Source organism: Paenibacillus sp. EPM92, assembly GCF_016586185.1.
Lineage (GTDB): Bacteria > Bacillota > Bacilli > Paenibacillales > NBRC-103111 > Paenibacillus_G > Paenibacillus_G validus.
Genome location: NZ_BCPS01000080.1, coordinates 25,591 through 42,592, shown reverse-complemented (window position 1 = coordinate 42,592; position 17,002 = coordinate 25,591). Strand labels below are relative to the sequence as shown.

Annotated in this window: 21 protein-coding genes; 20 read left to right on the top strand and 1 reads right to left on the bottom strand. The window is 53.4% G+C overall.

The window, feature by feature from the left end:
• Positions 1-4 precede the first annotated feature (4 nt).
• From JMF85_RS19615 to JMF85_RS19535, 17 genes are all read left to right on the top strand, one after another.
• Positions 5-712 carry a phosphoribosylanthranilate isomerase gene (locus tag JMF85_RS19615; protein WP_141335479.1) on the top strand — a complete coding sequence of 236 codons (708 nt, stop codon included), beginning with the start codon at positions 5-7 and terminating at the stop codon, positions 710-712.
• On the top strand, positions 705-1,910 hold the full coding sequence (gene trpB / locus JMF85_RS19610; protein ID WP_201318779.1) for a tryptophan synthase subunit beta: 1,206 nt from the start codon (positions 705-707) through the stop codon (positions 1,908-1,910). Before JMF85_RS19615 ends, trpB begins: the two co-directional genes overlap by 8 nt.
• On the top strand, positions 1,897-2,706 hold the full coding sequence (gene trpA / locus JMF85_RS19605; RefSeq protein WP_127607968.1) for a tryptophan synthase subunit alpha: 810 nt from the start codon (positions 1,897-1,899) through the stop codon (positions 2,704-2,706). Before trpB ends, trpA begins: the two co-directional genes overlap by 14 nt.
• A 139-nt stretch (positions 2,707-2,845) precedes the next feature.
• Positions 2,846-3,946, top strand: coding sequence for a histidinol-phosphate transaminase (gene hisC, locus JMF85_RS19600; RefSeq protein ID WP_054797288.1), 1,101 nt, complete (start codon positions 2,846-2,848; stop codon positions 3,944-3,946).
• Positions 3,943-5,031, top strand: a complete 1,089-nt coding sequence (locus tag JMF85_RS19595; protein ID WP_054799571.1) for a prephenate dehydrogenase — start codon at positions 3,943-3,945, stop codon at positions 5,029-5,031. The genes hisC and JMF85_RS19595 overlap by 4 nt, the downstream gene beginning before the upstream one ends.
• A gap of 388 nt (positions 5,032-5,419) precedes the next feature.
• Positions 5,420-6,013 carry an RNA polymerase sigma factor gene (locus JMF85_RS19590; protein WP_127607969.1) on the top strand — a complete coding sequence of 198 codons (594 nt, stop codon included), beginning with the start codon at positions 5,420-5,422 and terminating at the stop codon, positions 6,011-6,013.
• Positions 6,010-6,639 (top strand): anti-sigma factor, encoded by a 630-nt coding sequence (locus JMF85_RS19585; RefSeq protein ID WP_054797754.1) that lies wholly within the window; start codon positions 6,010-6,012, stop codon positions 6,637-6,639. Before JMF85_RS19590 ends, JMF85_RS19585 begins: the two co-directional genes overlap by 4 nt.
• 17 nt (positions 6,640-6,656) lie before the next feature.
• Positions 6,657-7,247, top strand: coding sequence for a histidine phosphatase family protein (locus tag JMF85_RS19580; protein WP_201318778.1), 591 nt, complete (start codon positions 6,657-6,659; stop codon positions 7,245-7,247).
• A 166-nt stretch (positions 7,248-7,413) separates the two neighbouring features.
• Positions 7,414-8,532 carry a hypothetical protein gene (locus tag JMF85_RS19575; RefSeq protein WP_201318777.1) on the top strand — a complete coding sequence of 373 codons (1,119 nt, stop codon included), beginning with the start codon at positions 7,414-7,416 and terminating at the stop codon, positions 8,530-8,532.
• 59 nt (positions 8,533-8,591) lie between these two features.
• A complete protein-coding gene (locus tag JMF85_RS19570) occupies positions 8,592-9,104 on the top strand; it encodes a gamma carbonic anhydrase family protein (protein WP_201318776.1) in 513 nt (170 codons plus the stop codon).
• 91 nt (positions 9,105-9,195) lie between these two features.
• Positions 9,196-9,387, top strand: a complete 192-nt coding sequence (locus JMF85_RS19565; RefSeq protein WP_054797751.1) for an IDEAL domain-containing protein — start codon at positions 9,196-9,198, stop codon at positions 9,385-9,387.
• A 120-nt stretch (positions 9,388-9,507) separates the two neighbouring features.
• Positions 9,508-9,966 carry a DUF2487 family protein gene (locus tag JMF85_RS19560; RefSeq protein ID WP_054797755.1) on the top strand — a complete coding sequence of 153 codons (459 nt, stop codon included), beginning with the start codon at positions 9,508-9,510 and terminating at the stop codon, positions 9,964-9,966.
• Between the two features lie 238 nt (positions 9,967-10,204).
• Positions 10,205-10,750: a QcrA and Rieske domain-containing protein gene (locus JMF85_RS19555; protein WP_054797750.1), complete on the top strand. Its 546-nt coding sequence runs from the start codon at positions 10,205-10,207 to the stop codon at positions 10,748-10,750.
• A 19-nt stretch (positions 10,751-10,769) separates the two neighbouring features.
• Positions 10,770-11,441, top strand: a complete 672-nt coding sequence (gene qcrB, locus JMF85_RS19550) for a menaquinol-cytochrome c reductase cytochrome b subunit (protein ID WP_127607972.1) — start codon at positions 10,770-10,772, stop codon at positions 11,439-11,441.
• A gap of 59 nt (positions 11,442-11,500) precedes the next feature.
• Positions 11,501-12,388, top strand: coding sequence for a c-type cytochrome (locus JMF85_RS19545; protein ID WP_127607973.1), 888 nt, complete (start codon positions 11,501-11,503; stop codon positions 12,386-12,388).
• Positions 12,389-12,450: 62 nt separating this feature from the next.
• The gene (locus tag JMF85_RS19540; protein WP_236595930.1) at positions 12,451-13,140 is read left to right on the top strand and encodes a DUF1405 domain-containing protein; all 690 of its coding nucleotides are present in this window, start codon (positions 12,451-12,453) and stop codon (positions 13,138-13,140) included.
• Between the two features lie 44 nt (positions 13,141-13,184).
• The gene (locus JMF85_RS19535; RefSeq protein ID WP_201318775.1) at positions 13,185-14,057 is read left to right on the top strand and encodes a sporulation protein YpjB; all 873 of its coding nucleotides are present in this window, start codon (positions 13,185-13,187) and stop codon (positions 14,055-14,057) included.
• Between the two features lie 10 nt (positions 14,058-14,067).
• On the opposite strand, the gene JMF85_RS19530 is transcribed toward JMF85_RS19535, so the two are convergent.
• Positions 14,068-14,889 carry a YitT family protein gene (locus tag JMF85_RS19530; protein ID WP_155614873.1) on the bottom strand — a complete coding sequence of 274 codons (822 nt, stop codon included), beginning with the start codon at positions 14,887-14,889 and terminating at the stop codon, positions 14,068-14,070.
• 215 nt (positions 14,890-15,104) lie between these two features.
• On the opposite strand from JMF85_RS19530, the gene JMF85_RS19525 reads away from it, so the two are divergent.
• The 3 genes from JMF85_RS19525 (at position 15,105) to dapB (ending at position 16,892) form a co-directional block, all read left to right on the top strand.
• Positions 15,105-15,443: a nucleotide pyrophosphohydrolase gene (locus JMF85_RS19525; RefSeq protein ID WP_054797749.1), complete on the top strand. Its 339-nt coding sequence runs from the start codon at positions 15,105-15,107 to the stop codon at positions 15,441-15,443.
• A gap of 180 nt (positions 15,444-15,623) precedes the next feature.
• A complete protein-coding gene (locus tag JMF85_RS19520; protein ID WP_236595929.1) occupies positions 15,624-16,055 on the top strand; it encodes a tetratricopeptide repeat protein in 432 nt (143 codons plus the stop codon).
• 30 nt (positions 16,056-16,085) lie between these two features.
• Positions 16,086-16,892 carry a 4-hydroxy-tetrahydrodipicolinate reductase gene (dapB, locus tag JMF85_RS19515; protein WP_155614855.1) on the top strand — a complete coding sequence of 269 codons (807 nt, stop codon included), beginning with the start codon at positions 16,086-16,088 and terminating at the stop codon, positions 16,890-16,892.
• Positions 16,893-17,002: the final 110 nt, after the last annotated feature.

Genomic DNA, 17,002 nt, shown 5'->3' with positions numbered 1-17,002 from the left:
GAAGATGGCCTTGGTGAAAATATGCGGGCTGCAAACGCCGGATTTGGCTGCCGAGGTGGCCAGGCTCCCCGTCGACTACGTCGGCTTCGTGTTTGCCCGAAGCAAACGGCAGGTGAGCGCGGCGCAGGCGGGCGCGATGATCGCCGCGATGCGGGAAGCCAGCCCGGAGAGGCGCGTGAAAGCGGCCGGCGTGTTCGTCAATCCGGCGCTGGAGGAATTGGATGCCGTACTCCGGGAGGCGCCGCTTGACGTGCTGCAGCTGCACGGGCAAGAAACGCCCGACTACTGCCGCACGGTGAAGGAGCGCTACCCCGGCGTGGAAGTGATAAAGGCCTTCTCTTTGCCGCATGAAGCCGCGGCAGCGGGGGACGGACCGTCCGGGGCAGGGCCAGATGTTTCGGCGATAGCCGATCGCTTTAACCCTTATCTCGGGACGATAGACGGGATTTTGCTCGATACGCTCGATCCCTTATACGGCGGCGGTTCGGGCAAGACGTTCGCCTGGCATGTCATTCCGTCCTATCTGGCGTGGAGCCGCGAAGCGGGAATTCCGCTGCTCGTGGCCGGAGGCTTGCGGCCGGATAACGTGGGCAGCCTGCTGGACGCTTACCATCCCGACGGGGTTGACGTTTCCAGCGGGGTGGAAACCGACGGGGCCAAAGATCTGATGAAAATAAAGACGTTCGTCGAAAGGGTGAAATCGATTGTTTAACGGTCCTGATGAGCATGGCCGCTTCGGTAAATTCGGGGGACGCTACGTCCCGGAAACGCTGATGAATGCGTTGATCGAGCTGGAGCAAGCCTTCAAAACGTATACGAAGGAAGACAAGTTCAAAGAAGAGCTTCACTACTGGCTGCATCGTTATTCCGGCCGTCCGACGTCGCTTTATTATGCCGGACGCTTGTCCGAGCAGCTTGGCGGCGCCAAAATTTATTTGAAGCGCGAAGATTTGAACCATACGGGCGCGCACAAAATCAACAACGCCCTAGGACAAGGGCTGCTCGCCAAATGGATGGGCAAAACGAAAATTATCGCCGAGACGGGCGCAGGCCAGCACGGCGTCGCGACGGCAACGGTTGCCGCCTTATTCGGCTTCGAATGCAAGGTGTTCATGGGCGAAGAGGACATTAAGCGTCAGCAGCTCAACGTGTTCCGGATGAACCTGCTGGGCACTGAAGTCGTGCCCGTCACTTCGGGGACGCGCACCCTGAAGGACGCTTGCAACGAAACACTGCGTTACTGGGTAAGCCACGTTGACGATACGTACTACATTTTGGGCTCGGCCACTGGACCTCATCCTTATCCGCTTATGGTGCGCGATTTCCAACGGATCATCGGAGACGAATCGCGCAAACAAATTCTTGAGCTGGAAGGACGTCTGCCAGATATGGTCATTGCCGCGGTAGGCGGAGGCAGCAACGCAATCGGTATGTTCTATCCGTTCATCGGAGATGAGAACGTGCGTTTGGTCGGCGTGGAAGCCGCCGGGCACGGGGTGGAGACGGAGAAGCATGCCGCAACGATGACGCGCGGGACGAAGGGGGTCTTCCAAGGCTCGTACAGTTATTTGCTGCAGGACGAGTATGGTCAGGTGCAGGAAGCGCATTCGATCTCCGCGGGTCTCGATTATCCGGGCATCGGTCCGGAGCATTCGCACTTGAAGGATACCGGGCGCGCCGAGTACGTACCGATTTCCGATCAGGAAGCGCTGGACGCCTTGCAGCTGCTCAGCCGTACGGAAGGCATCATCCCGGCGCTTGAGAGCGCGCACGCCATTGCCGAGACGATCAAACGCGCACTGCAGCTCGGCAAAGATCAGATCATTGTCGTAAGCTTGTCCGGACGCGGTGACAAGGACGTTGAGGCGATCATGTCCTATTTGGGAGGGAACGCGCATGAATCGCATTGACCAGAAGTTTGCCGAATTGCGTGAGAAGAAGCAGTCCGGGTTTATTCCGTTCATCTCGGTCGGCGATCCGGATTTGCGGACGTCCGTCGATATCGTCAAAACATTGGAGGAAGCGGGAGCGGCCATGGTGGAGCTGGGCGTTCCGTATTCCGATCCGCTAGCGGACGGACCTGTCATTCAACGCTCCTCGCTGCGCGCGCTGCAAGGCGGCCGCATCTCCATTCTCGACTGCATTCAGGTGGCGAAACAGGCGCGCAGCGAAGGCTGCGAGCTGCCGTTCATCTTGTTCACCTATTTTAATCCGGTATTGCAAACCGGGCTCGAACGCATATTCCCGCTGCTGCAGGAGAGCGATATCAGCGGTTTGATCATCCCCGACCTGCCGATGGAGGAGGACGAGGAGGTGCGTGCGATGGCCGCGCAGTATGGCATCCACTTGATACCGCTTGTCGCCCCGACGTCCAAAGAACGCGTACAGCGAATCGTTTCCCGCGCAAGCGGCTTCGTCTACTGCGTATCGTCGCTTGGGGTGACGGGCACGCGCACGGAGTTCCATACGGGGATCGACGAGTTCCTGAGCACGGTGAAGGCTTCGACCGATTTGCCGGTCGCCATCGGCTTCGGCATTTCGAACAACGAGCAGTTTAAGCGTTTCTCAGGGGTTTGCGACGGTATCGTCGTCGGCAGCGCGTTGGTCCGGCAGATCGAAGAGGCGCTGCCTCAGCTTACCGATCCGAACGCCAAATCGGAAGGACTCTTGCAAATTCGCAATTTCGTCAAAGCCTTGATCGAATAAACGAAACCCGATGGGCCTGCTTCGTAAACGGCAATGCCGGTGAGCCTTTATATAATGCTTAACATTTAGCCGCAGTTATGAGAGAATTGATAGGGAACTGGTCCCAGTTCGGATTATGATCGATGAGGTGACTTACGAAGTGAAGCCTAAACAAAATATTATGCATCTTCCCGTCTATCAACCGGGCAAACCGATTGACGAAGTGAAGCGGGAGCTCGGTCTGACCGAGGTCATTAAGCTCGCGTCCAACGAAAATCCGTTCGGCTGCTCGCCGAAAGCGAAGGAAGCGATTATTGCCGCCGTCGAACAAACGAGCATTTATCCCGACGGCGGAGCCGTCGAGTTGACTCAAGCGGTAGCGGCCGAGCTCGGCGTGCAGCCGAACCAAATTATTTTCGGCGCAGGCTCGGACGAAGTTATTCTGATGATCGCCCGTGCGTTCCTGACGCCGCAGGACGAGACCATTGCCGCTTTCCCTACATTCCCGCAGTACAAGCATAATGCCGAGGTGGAGGGGGCGACCGTGATCGAGGTTTCCGTCGATGCGGACGGGAAGCACGACCTCGGAGCGATGCTGGCGAAGGTGAACGAGCGTACGAAGATCGTCTGGATTTGTAATCCGAACAATCCGACAGGGACGATACTGAACGAGCAAGAAATCGTTTCGTTCTTGGATGCCGTTCCGGATCATGTGATGGTTGTGCTCGATGAAGCATACGTCGAATACACGGTAAACGGACAATTTCCGGACAGCATCGCGCTGCTGAATAAGTATAAAAACATCGTCGTGCTGCGCACGTTCTCCAAAATATTCGGCCTGGCTTCGCTGCGGATCGGATATGGCGTCGGTCACCCGGACGTCATCCGTTCCGTCAATCAAGTGCGCGAGCCGTTCAATACGACGAGTTACGCGCAGAAAGCGGCGCTGGCTGCGGTGAAAGATAAAGCGTTCATCGAATTTTGCCGTGACGCAAACGCCAAGGGCATTGCGCAGCTGACCGCTGCCTTCGATGAAATGGGCCTGCCGTATTTCGACGCGAACGGCAACTTCATTATGGTTGATGTCAAGCGTCCGGGGAATGACGTATTCCAAAGCCTTCTGCGCCAAGGTATCATTGTCCGCCATGACCCGAGCTGGGGTTATCCGACCATGATCCGGGTAACGGTAGGCAGCGAAGAACAGAACGACAAGTTTGTAGACGCGCTTAAGCTGGCGCTCCGTGAAGTGGCGGTTTCATGACGAGAATCGCCATATTCGGGGTAGGCTTGATCGGCGGCTCTTTGGCGCTTTCCTTCAAAGGGAAGCCCGGACTGCAAGTCGTGGGTCATTCCAACAACCCTGGCTCTATCGAGAAATATTTAAAACGCGAGGTTGTCGATTATGCGACGACCTCGCTGGAAGAGGCGGCGTTGGACGCCGATTTCATCTTTTTGTGCGTCCCCGTCGGCAAGCTGGAAGAATATTTGCACCGGCTTGCGAAGCTTCCGCTGAAGCCGGGCTGCATCATCACCGACGTCGGCAGCACCAAAGCGTCGGTTGCGTCATGCGCGGCCGCGCTGCAATTCAGCGGCGCCCACTTTATCGGCGGCCACCCGATGGCAGGTAAAGAAAAGTCCGGCGTAGAGGCGGCGAGCTCCCGCTTGTTCGAGAACGCATTCTACGTGCTGACGCCGGATCCTTCTACACCGGAAGCCGCCTACGATCGGCTGGCCGAGCTGCTGCAGCATACGCGCGCGCATTTGGTTAAGGTGGATCCGGTGCTGCATGACGAGATCGTCGGCGCGATCAGCCATCTGCCGCATATTATAGCGGTGGCGCTGGTCAATCAGATTGCGCGTTACAATGAATCGAACGAGCTGTACCAAATTTTGGCGGCAGGCGGATTTCGCGACATTACGCGGATCGCTTCGAGCGATCCGATCATTTGGCGCGACATTTTGCTCAATAATAAAGGAGTCGTGCTGCAGCTGCTGAAGGATTGGAACAAGGAGATCGCTGGGTTCATACGGCTCATCGAGCAGGAGGACGGGCCGGGAATCGAACGGGAGTTCCAGCGTGCGGGGGCATTCCGTAACGGGCTTCCGGAGCGGCGTAAAGGCGTTATTCATTCCTTCTACGAGATTTATGTCGACGTCCCCGACCATCCGGGCGTGATCGGTCAAATCACAACGCAGCTCGGCAGTCATCGGGTAAACCTGAGCAATATTCAAATCATTGAAAGCCGGGAAGACGTGCCGGGCGTACTGCGATTATCCTTCCGCGAGGAAGCCGATATGGACAAGGCGCTCGAGCTGTTGAAGAAAGACTACGCGGTTCACGTGTAGTCTTTTTTCTTGGCTTTTGCCATGGAACCCGGAGGTCCGGCTGGCCGGAACAACCCGTTACACCTGGGAAGGAAACGTTTTCAAAAAAACGTTGACAAAATGAAAACGGATACATATAATAAAAGTACAGTATGGTTTCTCTCCACTCCTATCCGAATAATGGCACTGTGTGCAACCGCCTGATATTCAGGCGGTCTTTTTTTATGAGAAATACTTGTTTCTGTCGATAAAGCAGGATTTTTAACTGCCGATCTCGAATGAATACGGAATAGAAGTACAAATTCTAAATTTTTTTAAGAATCACCGCAACTTTTTGGCTCCCCGGACGGTACAAACATGTGGCGACGAAGGGAGCAGGCGGGGAATCACAAGGAGGGTCGCCGAGGGCATGACCGATTCCCAGTTGATCCGAGAAATTAAAGACGGAAACGTCGAACTATATAACGAATTGATGCGCCGCTATGAACGTAAAATATTGGCATTCATCTTTCACATGCTGAAAAGCGCGCAATTGGAATCATTGGCAGAGGATCTTTGCAACGAAACGTTCTACAAGGCTTATCGCAGCCTGCATTCGTTTCGGGAAGTCGAGGCGACCTTCTCCACCTGGTTGTATACCATTGCACGCAATACGGTTCTAAGCGAGCTGCGTAAACATAAAAACATCAAGGTTTCGCTCGAGCAAAGCGGCTACGTTCCCCAGACGGCGGCTGAAGCGCTGCCCGAGCAAACGGTGCTGCGGAACGAAAAAGTAACGATGGTTCGAGATGCGATCAACAATTTACCTGAGAAGCAAAGATCGGCCCTTATATTGCGGGAATACGATCAGCTCGATTATCAGGAGATCGCGAATATTTTGGGGCAGACGGTCAGTTCGGTCAAGTCTTTGTTGTTTAGGGCGAGAGCTAGCGTCAAGCTCCAGTTGGAGCCATACTTTCTTGAACCGCTCTTTGAGGAGTATGAGGGGATGAATCGACGATGAAATGCGAAGACATTCAAGAGCTGTTCGGCGTGTATTGGGATTTGCACGAGGACGATCCGAAACGGCTGGCGGCGGATGCGCATATGAGGCACTGCGAATGCTGCTCTGAAGAGTATATCATATGGAAGGAAAGCACGATGCTGATCCGATCCGTTGCGGTGGAGGAATCCGCCGGAGCGAGCGAACGCACCGTCTCGTCAGCCGTTATGAGCCGGATTTTCGAAGAGGAAGGCTGGCGCACTCCGGTTAATGAACGGTTGTATCACTTTTCCGCGAAGCTTCGCCGGAATTTGACGGCAGCCATTATCGTTTGCGTGACCGTGTTTATGTTTACGTTCTGGATATCCCTGAACAACGAGCAGCATCACTACGATACAGCAGCCGCTCCGGAGTCGTCCGTGTTCGGACGCATCGGCGATCCGGTCGTAGTCGCATCCAGCCAAGCGGAGTCGTTGAATGTCCACGCGATGCCGACGGCGGTAGCCAGCCTGAAGGGGTTCAACAAACCGTTCATGTACCAGGTCGGACCGATTCATACGTTTCAGGATTATATGCTCTTTCTGTCGTTGCTCGGGTTGACGTGCACGCTGCTCATTATGAACTGGTTATCCCGGACCCGTTACTGAAAGAAGGAGTGTAATTCATGACGACCATCGGATTTATTCGTCACGGAACGACGGAATGGAACTTGGCGGGACGGATGCAGGGGCAGATGGACACGCCGCTGGCGGAGGTCGGACGGGTTCAAGCCGGGCTGCTGGGCGAACGGCTGAGAGGCGAGCCCTGGGATGGCATCGTAACCAGCGATTTAATGAGAGCAAGAGAAACGGCGGAACGAATTGCGCAAGCGACAGGTACTCCGGTGCTGGGCGTCGATGTGCGGCTGCGAGAGCGGGCTTTCGGGCAGCTCGAAGGAACGACGCTGGATGAGCGAATGGCGCGTTGGGGCGAACAATGGCGTCAGCTTGATCTTGGATTGGAAAGCGACGAGCTTTTACTGATGCGGTGGCAGTCGTTCTTGAGCGATTTGGAACGCGATCATGGCGGGAAACGGATCTTAATCGTCAGCCATGGCGGTTATATCGTACCGGTGATCGAATCGATCGGGCGACTGACGCTTGAAAGCCATCTCATGAATACGTCGTTGACGGTCATGGAACGGATTGACGACGGATGGCGGCTCCGTCTTCTTAATTGTACGGCACACCTCGCATCGCTTAAAACTAGCCCGTAAACCCGCGTAAATAACGACTACTCAAGCTTTCACCAGCTTCTTTATGAAGCAGGTGAAAGCTTTGTTTGTTTTTCTACGTTTAAAAACGGCACAAATTCCCATAATGGATAGTAAGGTTGAAACGACTCCAGCAGGTGCAGGAGGAGGGTTTAGGGGGAATTCAAGCATGAATTTAGCCGACATGTTGAGTTACGCGGACATTCATGATCTGAGCCGCATAGCCGGCACGTATGATTGCGAATGTAACGACCATTCCAAACATGAGCTGATCCAGTCGATTTTATCCCGAGTGGGACGAAGCGACGTGTTCGAGCGGTACGTTGATGAATTGACCATCGAGGACATCCGGTTCCTGAACTCGCTGCTGTTCGATCAACGAGGCTCATTCAGCTTGGAAGAATTGCTCGCGAGGGTGCAGCAAAGCAAATTTGTTAAAGATGAGGCCGACACCGATTGGAATCCGCGAGAGATGATTACAAGGTTTAAGCATCGCGGCTGGTTGTTCAACGGGCACTCGCAGCAAACCCGCTATTTGTTTCAGATTCCTGCGGATTTGAAGAGAAGATTTATTACCGCGCTCTCGAAGCGGTTCGAGGAGAGGATGCTGCTGACGGATGAGCCGTCCGTCTATCGTGACGAACAGAAGCTGATTTTGGACGACATTTGGCATTTCCTGCATTATTTGCAAGGTCAAGAGGTGATGTTAACCTCGGAGCTGGTTATGTACAAGCGCAATTTGCAGCAGATTCTCGAGCGTTTGGCCGTGCGGGAGGAGCCTGTCGGCAAAACGGCATGGCGTTTCGGGTACGGACGCATGTTTCGGGATTATCCGAACCGCTTCTCGTTTATTTACGATTACTGCTATTTCAGCGATCTCATCACCGAGCATCATCAGGTGCTGGCGTTGACCGAGCGCGGGAAAGCGGCCGTAATCGAGAATCGGAAGGAAGATCCGGTTCACGTGTACCGATTCTGGTTAAGGCTCTATAAAGGGCCTATTCCCCAGCTGCAGTCCATCGTCCAGTGGCTGAACCGGCTAGGAGGCTCGTGGGTGACGCTGTCGTCGCTGAAAGAGACGCTGGGTCCGTTGATCCGGCCGTTTTACTACGATTCAGCGGACGCTATTCTGGAACAGCGTATCTTGCAGATGATGATGCATCTCGGGCTTCTACGGATCGGGGAAGACGAGCATAAGGGCACGGTGATCCAAATATCCAAAGTCGGATCCCGTATCATTGAAGGCACGTATGTGCCGGATGAGAACCCCCTCGTGCTGGATGTTTGACAAGCGGGTATCGGCTTGCTACAATCACTCCAATTTATATATGAAATGGAGTGGTTGGAATGCTGCATAGTTACAACGGGATTTTTCCGCAAGTGCACGAGAGCGTGTTTTTGGCCGCAGGCGTTCAGGTAATCGGCGATGTGGTGATTGAAGAAGGGGCGAGCATCTGGTACAACACGGTGCTCCGGGGCGATTTGGCCCCCATACGGATCGGCAAGCGGAGCAATATTCAGGACGGCTGTATCGGCCATGTGAACAAGGATGAACCGCTTATTGTCGAGGAGGAGGTGTCCGTCGGACACGGCGCCATTATCCACGGCTGCCGGATAGGCAAAGGCACATTAATCGGGATGGGGGCTATTGTACTTAACGGTGCCTCGATCGGTGAATATGCTTTAATAGGAGCGGGGGCGCTAATTACGGAAAACAAATCGATCCCCTCGTACACGCTATCCCTCGGTTCGCCGGCCAAAGTTGTCCGCGAGCTTGCAGAACCGGACTTGGCCAGGATGAAACGAACGATGGAAAGCTACTGCCTCAAGCGCGAGGAATATCGCAACCTGCAGGCGTAATCCGTTGTCCGCCTGAATGGAATGCAGGCGGCCCGTCCGCTTTCGGAAAAAGATGAAATTTCATTATGACCCGGTTTGGAGGTAGGTACTCATGGGCAAAATGAACGTGACAAACGACATGATGCTAAGTTTGTTTGCTGAAATGATGCTTGATGAAGCTATACGCGACTATCGAGAAAAGAAGCTGTACAACGAAATCGATCAGGCCTTGGCTGCGGGTGACGAACAATCCTTTATTGCCCTAACGACCGAACTAAACACGCTGCGCTCCCAGGGCATATGATCTCTTCATACAGGCTTGCTAGAGAAGGCAAATCGTGACATTTTATCGAAAGGCATATGAAACCCCTTCATATGTCTTTTTTTTGTGTTAAAGTAAGGAACGGGAAAGAAGGTGAAACGGATGAAATTCAGTGAAATCGAATCGGGAAACTGGTCGGAGCTTCAGCCCTATCTGGACACGTGCGTGCTGCCTGTTACGGGACTTGACGGTTCCGAATCTCCCTGGGAAGCCGCGGCGGCGCTGGAAGATTTGCGCGATGTGCTGGACCTGATCGAAATTCCTTTCAAAGGACGGATCGTGACGTTTCCGGCGATGCATTATATCGGTACGGGACAAGCGGCTGCTTCGGCACGAAAGCTGATTGAGGACGTCTGCGCAAGGCTAAAGGACGCGGGGTTCCGATATGTCGTGCTTGTGTCCGCATCGCGGCATGCGGAAGCCGGACTGCCGGTGGGTGCGGAAGGGGCGGATCTGATCATAGCCATGACGAAGGAAGAACTGACGGCGTTAGGCGCAGAAGCGAGGCGTTCGGTCGCTGACAAGCTGACGGAGCTTTGGCGGGACAGGCAATCGGTGTAAACGATGTATGTTCTGCGCCAAGGGTGTAAATTCTATGTAAGAGCACGCTGGAGGCGGCCGGCAGCAGTTGTGACAATTATGTTAAAACTGCTTGATCCGCCTCGTTTTCCAAGGCGCATAGTCATGTCTCCATTCTTGACGCACCCAGTGACGTAAGCTATTATTAGTTATGTCCTAGTATATGGTGTAAAGTTATGTCGAACGACTGATATATGTTGCAAAAGGGGGTAGAACGAGAATGAACGATCACACGAATCACGATTCGCAGCATCATGGCGAGAAACCGGTGAAACGTCGGGAAATGTCCAGACGCCAGTTTCTTTCCTACACCCTTGGCGGCGCAGGAGCTTTCATGGGTGCCGGGATGCTGGTACCGATGGTTCGGTTTGCGGTGGATCCGGTCCTTCAACCTAAGAAGAAAGCCGATTGGGTGAAGGTTGTGGAAGAATCCAAGATTACGAACGAGCCGAAATCTTTCAAATTCGCGGTGCATCAGGTCGACGGTTGGTTTGAAAGCGACCCCGAGCTGGAAGCGTGGATATCGAAAGGCAAGGACGGCAAAGTTTTTGCGTTGAATCCGACCTGTAAACATTTAGGTTGCACCGTAAACTGGAATGCGAATCCGGAATACAAGGATCAATATTATTGTCCTTGTCACGGTGCGCACTACACGCCGGACGGCAAACAGCTGGCTGTCGCATCGGCGCCGCTGGATGAGTATGAAGTGAAAGTGGAGCAAGGCTTTGTGTACCTCGGTCAGCTTGGTCCGAACAAACGGGTGTAATAAGGAGGCGTAACATCAGATGTTTAAAAGTGTCTATAACTGGATCGATGAACGCCTGGATATCACGCCGCTGTGGCGGGACGTAGCGGATCACGAGGTGCCTGAGCACGTTAACCCGGCTCATCACTTCTCTGCTTTCGTTTATTGTTTCGGCGGATTGACGTTCTTTATCACAGTTATACAAATTTTGTCCGGTATGTTCTTAACGATGTATTACGTGCCGGATATTATCAACGCCTATGCAAGCGTTGACTATCTGCAGCATAAAGTGGCGTTCGGCGTTATCGTTCGCGGGATGCACCACTGGGGTGCGAGCTTGGTTATCGTGATGATGTTCTTACATACGCTCCGCGTCTTTTTCACTGGTTCGTATAAAGCTCCTCGCGAGATGAACTGGGTTGTAGGTATGTTGATTTTCTTCGTTATGTTGGGTCTCGGGTTGACAGGCTATCTCCTTCCTTGGGATAACAAAGCCTATTTCGCGACAAGCGTTACGTTGAAGATTGTGGAATCCGCTCCGTATATTGGACCTTACGCCAAGTCGTTCTTGCAAGGCGGCGAGATCGTAGGAGCTCAAACGTTGACGAGATTCTTCGCCTTACACGTGTTCTTCCTGCCGGCTGCCCTGCTTGGTCTGCTCGCCGGACACTTCTTGATGATCCGTAAGCAAGGGATTTCCGGGCCGCTCTAAGATGGGGAGGAACGATCACCGTTTACGGTTCATGAAAAAAATAGAAGGAGGGGCGATACGTGGCTCACGGACCTAAATCTGACGAAAAAATCGTTTACGTGGGAGACTCTCGCGTACGGGCGAAAGATACGCGCTTGATTCCGCAAGACTTCTCCGCTTATCCCGGTAAATCGGAAGTGTTCATTCCTAACTTCCTGTTGAAAGAGTGGATGGTAGGGGTTGTCGTCTTGCTCGGCATTCTGGTATTGGTTATGTCCGAAGCGGCGCCGCTTGGTTATCCGGCGGATCCGACCAACACGCAAATCATTCCGATGCCGGACTGGTACTTCCTGTTTATGTACCAATTGTTGAAATATCCATACACGTCCGGCGATTACGTCGTACTCGGTACGGTCGGCGTTCCGGGTATCTTGTTCGGTGCTTTGTTGCTCGCACCATTCCTCGATACCGGTAAAGAAAGACGTTTCTACAAACGTCCAATCGCCTCGACGTTGATGTTCGTAAGCTTGATTGCATGCACCTACTTGACGGTTTATTCCTGGCAGCACTATCAGCATGAGCTGAAAGAGAAAAATCTCGTTCCGGAGCACATTAAGCGCGAGGAAGAGATGCATGCGTCCAAGGGTGCCGGCGGTGCTGGCGGCGGAGGGGCGAAGAAGCCCGCTGCGCAGGCTGCGGCAATCGTCGCTCCGGATGACCCGGCAGCAGCGATTTATCAGAAGTCAACTTGCTTGCAATGCCATGGCGGCGAGTTGAAAGGAATGCCTTCCGCTGGAATTCCTGCCCTTCGCGGCATCGGCGACAAGCATAGTAAAGATGAAATCATCGGTATCATCAAGAATGGCCAGGGCAATATGACGGCGCAATACGACGCCAACATCGCCAAAGGCCTTTCCGCAGACGATATGGACAAATTGGCCGATTGGTTGGCCAAACAGAAGAAATAACCATGAACAAAACCTGATCGCTTGCAGCGGTCAGGTTTTTTAGTAAGCTGGGAGGGTTATCGTTGACCAATTGGCGTTTGTCGTACTATGTTTCAACGCCGTTCTTGGGCAGTAGGCTGATGCTTTGGAGCTTGTTTGTGATCAATCTCCTCGGCACGGTCTACGGGTATGAATGGTATTGGAAGCAGCTCCTCTTTACATCCGAAAATTTCGGCAACGCGTACTTGCCCTTCGTGCCGGATAGTCCTACGGCCAGCCTGTTCTTTACTTGTTTTATTGGGTTCCTGCTGTGGAATGTCGATAAGCAGACCGGTATAGCGGTGCCGCCCGAACGGGTCGGATGGCTGCGCGGATGTATAGAAGCGTTCGCGCTCATTACTTCGTTCAAATACGGCGTATGGGCCGTAGCGATGATTTGGGCGGGCGCTTATCAAGGGGACGGCATCGTTTGGCAGGATTGGATGCTGACGATTTCTCATCTGGGGATGGCCGCCGAAGCGTTACTCTATGCGAGATTTTACCGGTATACGCCTGGGGCGGTGTTGATCGTCGCCGCCTGGACGCTTTGGAACGATGCGATGGATTACGGCGCCGGGGTATTTCCGTGGCTGCCGGAAACCTTGCTGGATGATCTTGGCGCCATTCGACTGTTTACAATGGGACTTAGCTTCATCGGCATTGCAATCGCGATCATCATCTGGCTGATCCGCTATAGGAAGCACGGACGGATTTTACAGCACAAATCGGTCTAAATGAGACAACCCCTCCATAAATTGTACTTAGGAGGGGATGTCCGATGATCGGATTCGGGAAAATGAAGTGGATCGGGGTAAGTATGGCGCTCATATTGTTTTTGCCGCTATTGGCGGGCTGCGCATTATCCGCCAAGCAGGATGCTGCGGCAGCCGTTAAGCCGACGCCAGAGCAGCTCCAGAAGGTGAAGCTGTTGAATGAAACGGCGGAAACGATGTACCAGAAGGTCCAGCAGGGCGATATTCCGGGAAGCCGCGCGGTGCTGCAGCAGATTAGCGACCAGGTCACGCAAATACGGTTCGAGGGCATCACGTCGGTGGAAGGTCTGAACGCGCTGACTGATACGATCACCGAAGCTAAACGCGTCTTTCAAGCGGTTAAATTTAACCCGGATGCAGGGAAAATATCCGCGGCCAAAGTTCGCTTGGCGACCGATTCCCTTACGCACGCGAGCCAACCGCTTTGGCTGCAATATTACAAGCAGCTGCAGGATGACGTGAATGTGATCGAACAGACGGCCAAAGCTAGCGATAAAACGTCCCTGCAGCATGCCAGCGCACACTTCGAGCAGCATTACAGCATCATTCACCCGAGCTTGCTGATCAGCCGGCCCGCCGAAGATGTCGAGCGAATGGATTCGCTTGTCGCTTTTGTGAAATCGCAATCGATGAGTCAAGGCATGCCGTTCCGTAACGTGTTAAACGCGGTCCCGCCAATGCGGCAAATGTTGGACAAATTGTTTATGAAGCGCGAAGCGACTGCTTACTTGCCGTATCCGGAACCACAAAATCCGATTCTATGGACGCTTGCCTTCGGTTCGGTCATCTTGGCCGCCCTGGGCTTCGCCGGTTGGCGTTTATCGAAGAAGGACGACGGGATTGTTACGGTACGCCGCAACGAAGACGGCTACATATAAGCTTGTGATGCTAGGAAAGAGGCTTAAAGCCTTCGCCGACGACGTCGTGCACCTCTGTGATGATAATAAACGCACGGGGATCGACGGCTCGGACGAGGTCTTTAAGCCTTCTCATTTCACTGCGGGCAACGACGCAGTAGACGACGTTCTTGCTTTGCTTGGAGAAGGCGCCGATCGCCGGAAACAGCGTAACCCCGCGGTCCAAGCTGTTCGTAATTTCGTCAGCCAACCGGTCGGCGCGCTCGCTGATTATCGTGAATGCCCTGGCCGCGTAGGCACCTTCGATGAAGATATCGATCATTTTGGTCGTAATGAACACGGCTACAAGCGTATACATAATTTTTTCCTTCGGCAAAAAAAACAACGAAAGCGCAAGCACGATCGCGTCGGAGAATAAAATAATGCGTCCGACGCTCCACCCTTTCAGCTTATGAGCGATGCGCGCCACAATATCGGAGCCGCCGGTCGTTCCCCCGTACCGAAACACTAGTCCGAGTCCGATGCCTAACGTAAGTCCGGCATAGGCGGATACGAGAAAAAAATCATGTTCCGTCCGGAACGGTTCAATCCATCCCACGCGAATGAAATGCTCCATTAACCAAAGAAAAAATGAAAGCAGCAGCGTACCGGCAATCGTATAGAACATCGATGATTTGCCCAGGACACGCCAGCCCAGAACAAATAACGGGATATTGATAACAAGGGTTGTCAGGGAAGGGGGGAAGCCGAATATATAGTTCAGCAATAGGGCGATACCGGTGATGCCGCCTTCCATGAACTCGTTGGAAATGACGAAATAGTGGAGACCGAATGCATAAACGGCAGTCCCCATGGCGATAGGCAAAAGGTTTCGAAGCGGCGTCCATAGGGGGGAGAGTATGGCGGAAACACCTCCTGTTCCTCCCTAATATGGCTCGCCGTTCATGACGGTATGCTTCGCGACAAAAAAAATTTGTCACGGAACCTCCATTTGCGTTAACATGGTATTGATGTTCTGCGGTGATGCAAGCATCAGAACCCTGAGTAAGGCTGGTGACGGATCGAACCATGGACAAGGAACGCTCGCTTAAAGACCTCCAGGACGAGGTGGATGCATACATATCTCAATTTAAGGAAGGTTACTTCCGTCCGATGACGATGCTGGCAAGGATGTCGGAAGAAGTCGGCGAGCTGGCGCGGGAAGTGAACCACCGGTTCGGCGAGAAACCGAAAAAGCCGACGGAAGCGGACAATTCAATCGAGCTGGAGCTCGGCGACATTCTTTTCATAACGATTTGCTTTGCCAATTCGCTTGGCATCGATCTAACGAAGGCGCATGATCAAGTCATGCATAAATTCCGTACGAGGGACGCCGACCGTTGGACTAAAGTGGACACCGATTCGTAACGTCTTACATATGCTGTACCATCACCCTTTTTTCCGTACGGTCGTACCATGCGCCGGCTCCGTATGCACGTAGGAAGGAGATGGGGGAATGGATGGCGAACTTGCGATTAAAAAGCGTACGAATCGATCTTAAATCACGATTTCGAACAGGCTATCGGTTGGTTCGAACGGGCCATCGCCTTGAATCCCAATAACGCTTCTTACCATTACAAGCTGTCGATTACCTACGCGCGCAGCAATAAATTGTCGAAGGCGATCCGGCATGCGGAACAAGCGGTGAAGCTCGAGCCGACGGATGAGCACTATACGTTTCATTTGCAGCATCTGCGCGCAAAAGCGTTGTTGGTTGAGGCGGAAAAATTGTTCGAAGAATCGGATGAGCGGCTCTGGCTGGCCGTTGCTTTAGTGAAACAAGCGGTAGAGAATGACCCGCTGTCGTTAGAAGCTTACCTGCTGCTAGGGATCGCTTATGCGCGGCTTGACGAATACAGCTTGGCGATCGGGGCCGTGAAAGAGCTGCTGAAGCTTGATCCCGGGCACTCGATCGGGAACCGGCTGCTCTCGGAATATGAACACAAATGGAAACAATATATGAGGCGTACTTCATCCTAGGGAGTGCAGAAGGAGAGGACTCAAGAGATTATGGGACAAACGAAGATTAAAGTAGCGGTTGCCGGCGCAAGCGGCCGTATGGGACGAGAGGTTGTAAAAATGGTTCTTGCCGATCCGGAACTCGAGCTCGTAGCGGCGATGGACCGATCGACGAAGAACACGGATGCGGGCCGGCTTGTCGGGCTCGATCCGTGCGGCATCATGGTGACGAACGACTTGGAATTAACGCTTGTGGAAACGAACCCGGATGTCATGGTCGACTTCACGACGCCGCAATCGGCCGTCGTTAATACGGCGCTTGCCATTAAACACAAGGTTCGTCCGGTCATGGGCACGACAGGCTTCACCCCGGAAGACATCGAAGCGCTGGACAAGCAGTGTAAAGCTGCCGGGATCGGAGGGCTGATTGCGCCGAACTTCTCGATTGGCGCGATTCTGATGATGAAATTCGCGGCGCAAGCGGCCAAATATATGCCACATGTAGAAATTATCGAATACCATGGGGATCAGAAGCTTGACGCTCCTTCAGGCACGTCCGTCAAGACCGCGGAGATGATTGCGCAAGTGCGGGGCGAGTTGAGACAAGGCAACCCGAAAGAGGAAGAAACGATCGAAGGGGCGAGAGGCGGCTACTACGACGGATTTCGGATACATAGCGTGAGGCTTCCAGGGATTTTTGCGCAGCAGGAAGTGGTATTCGGCGCTTTCGGCCAAACCCTGAAAATCCGGCACGATTCGTACGACCGGGCGGGTTATATGCCCGGTGTGAACGTTGCGGTGAAGAAAGTGATGACATATGCAGGCATGGTTTACGGCTTCGAGCATTTCATTGATTGACGGAAGTCGGGGACAAGGCCGATCTTTGCGGTTTCGCCCCGATGCCAATCGTTTTTGAACCGCGAAAACACCGTTTGCAACAGCCTAAGGGGGAGCTAAATCCGTATGAC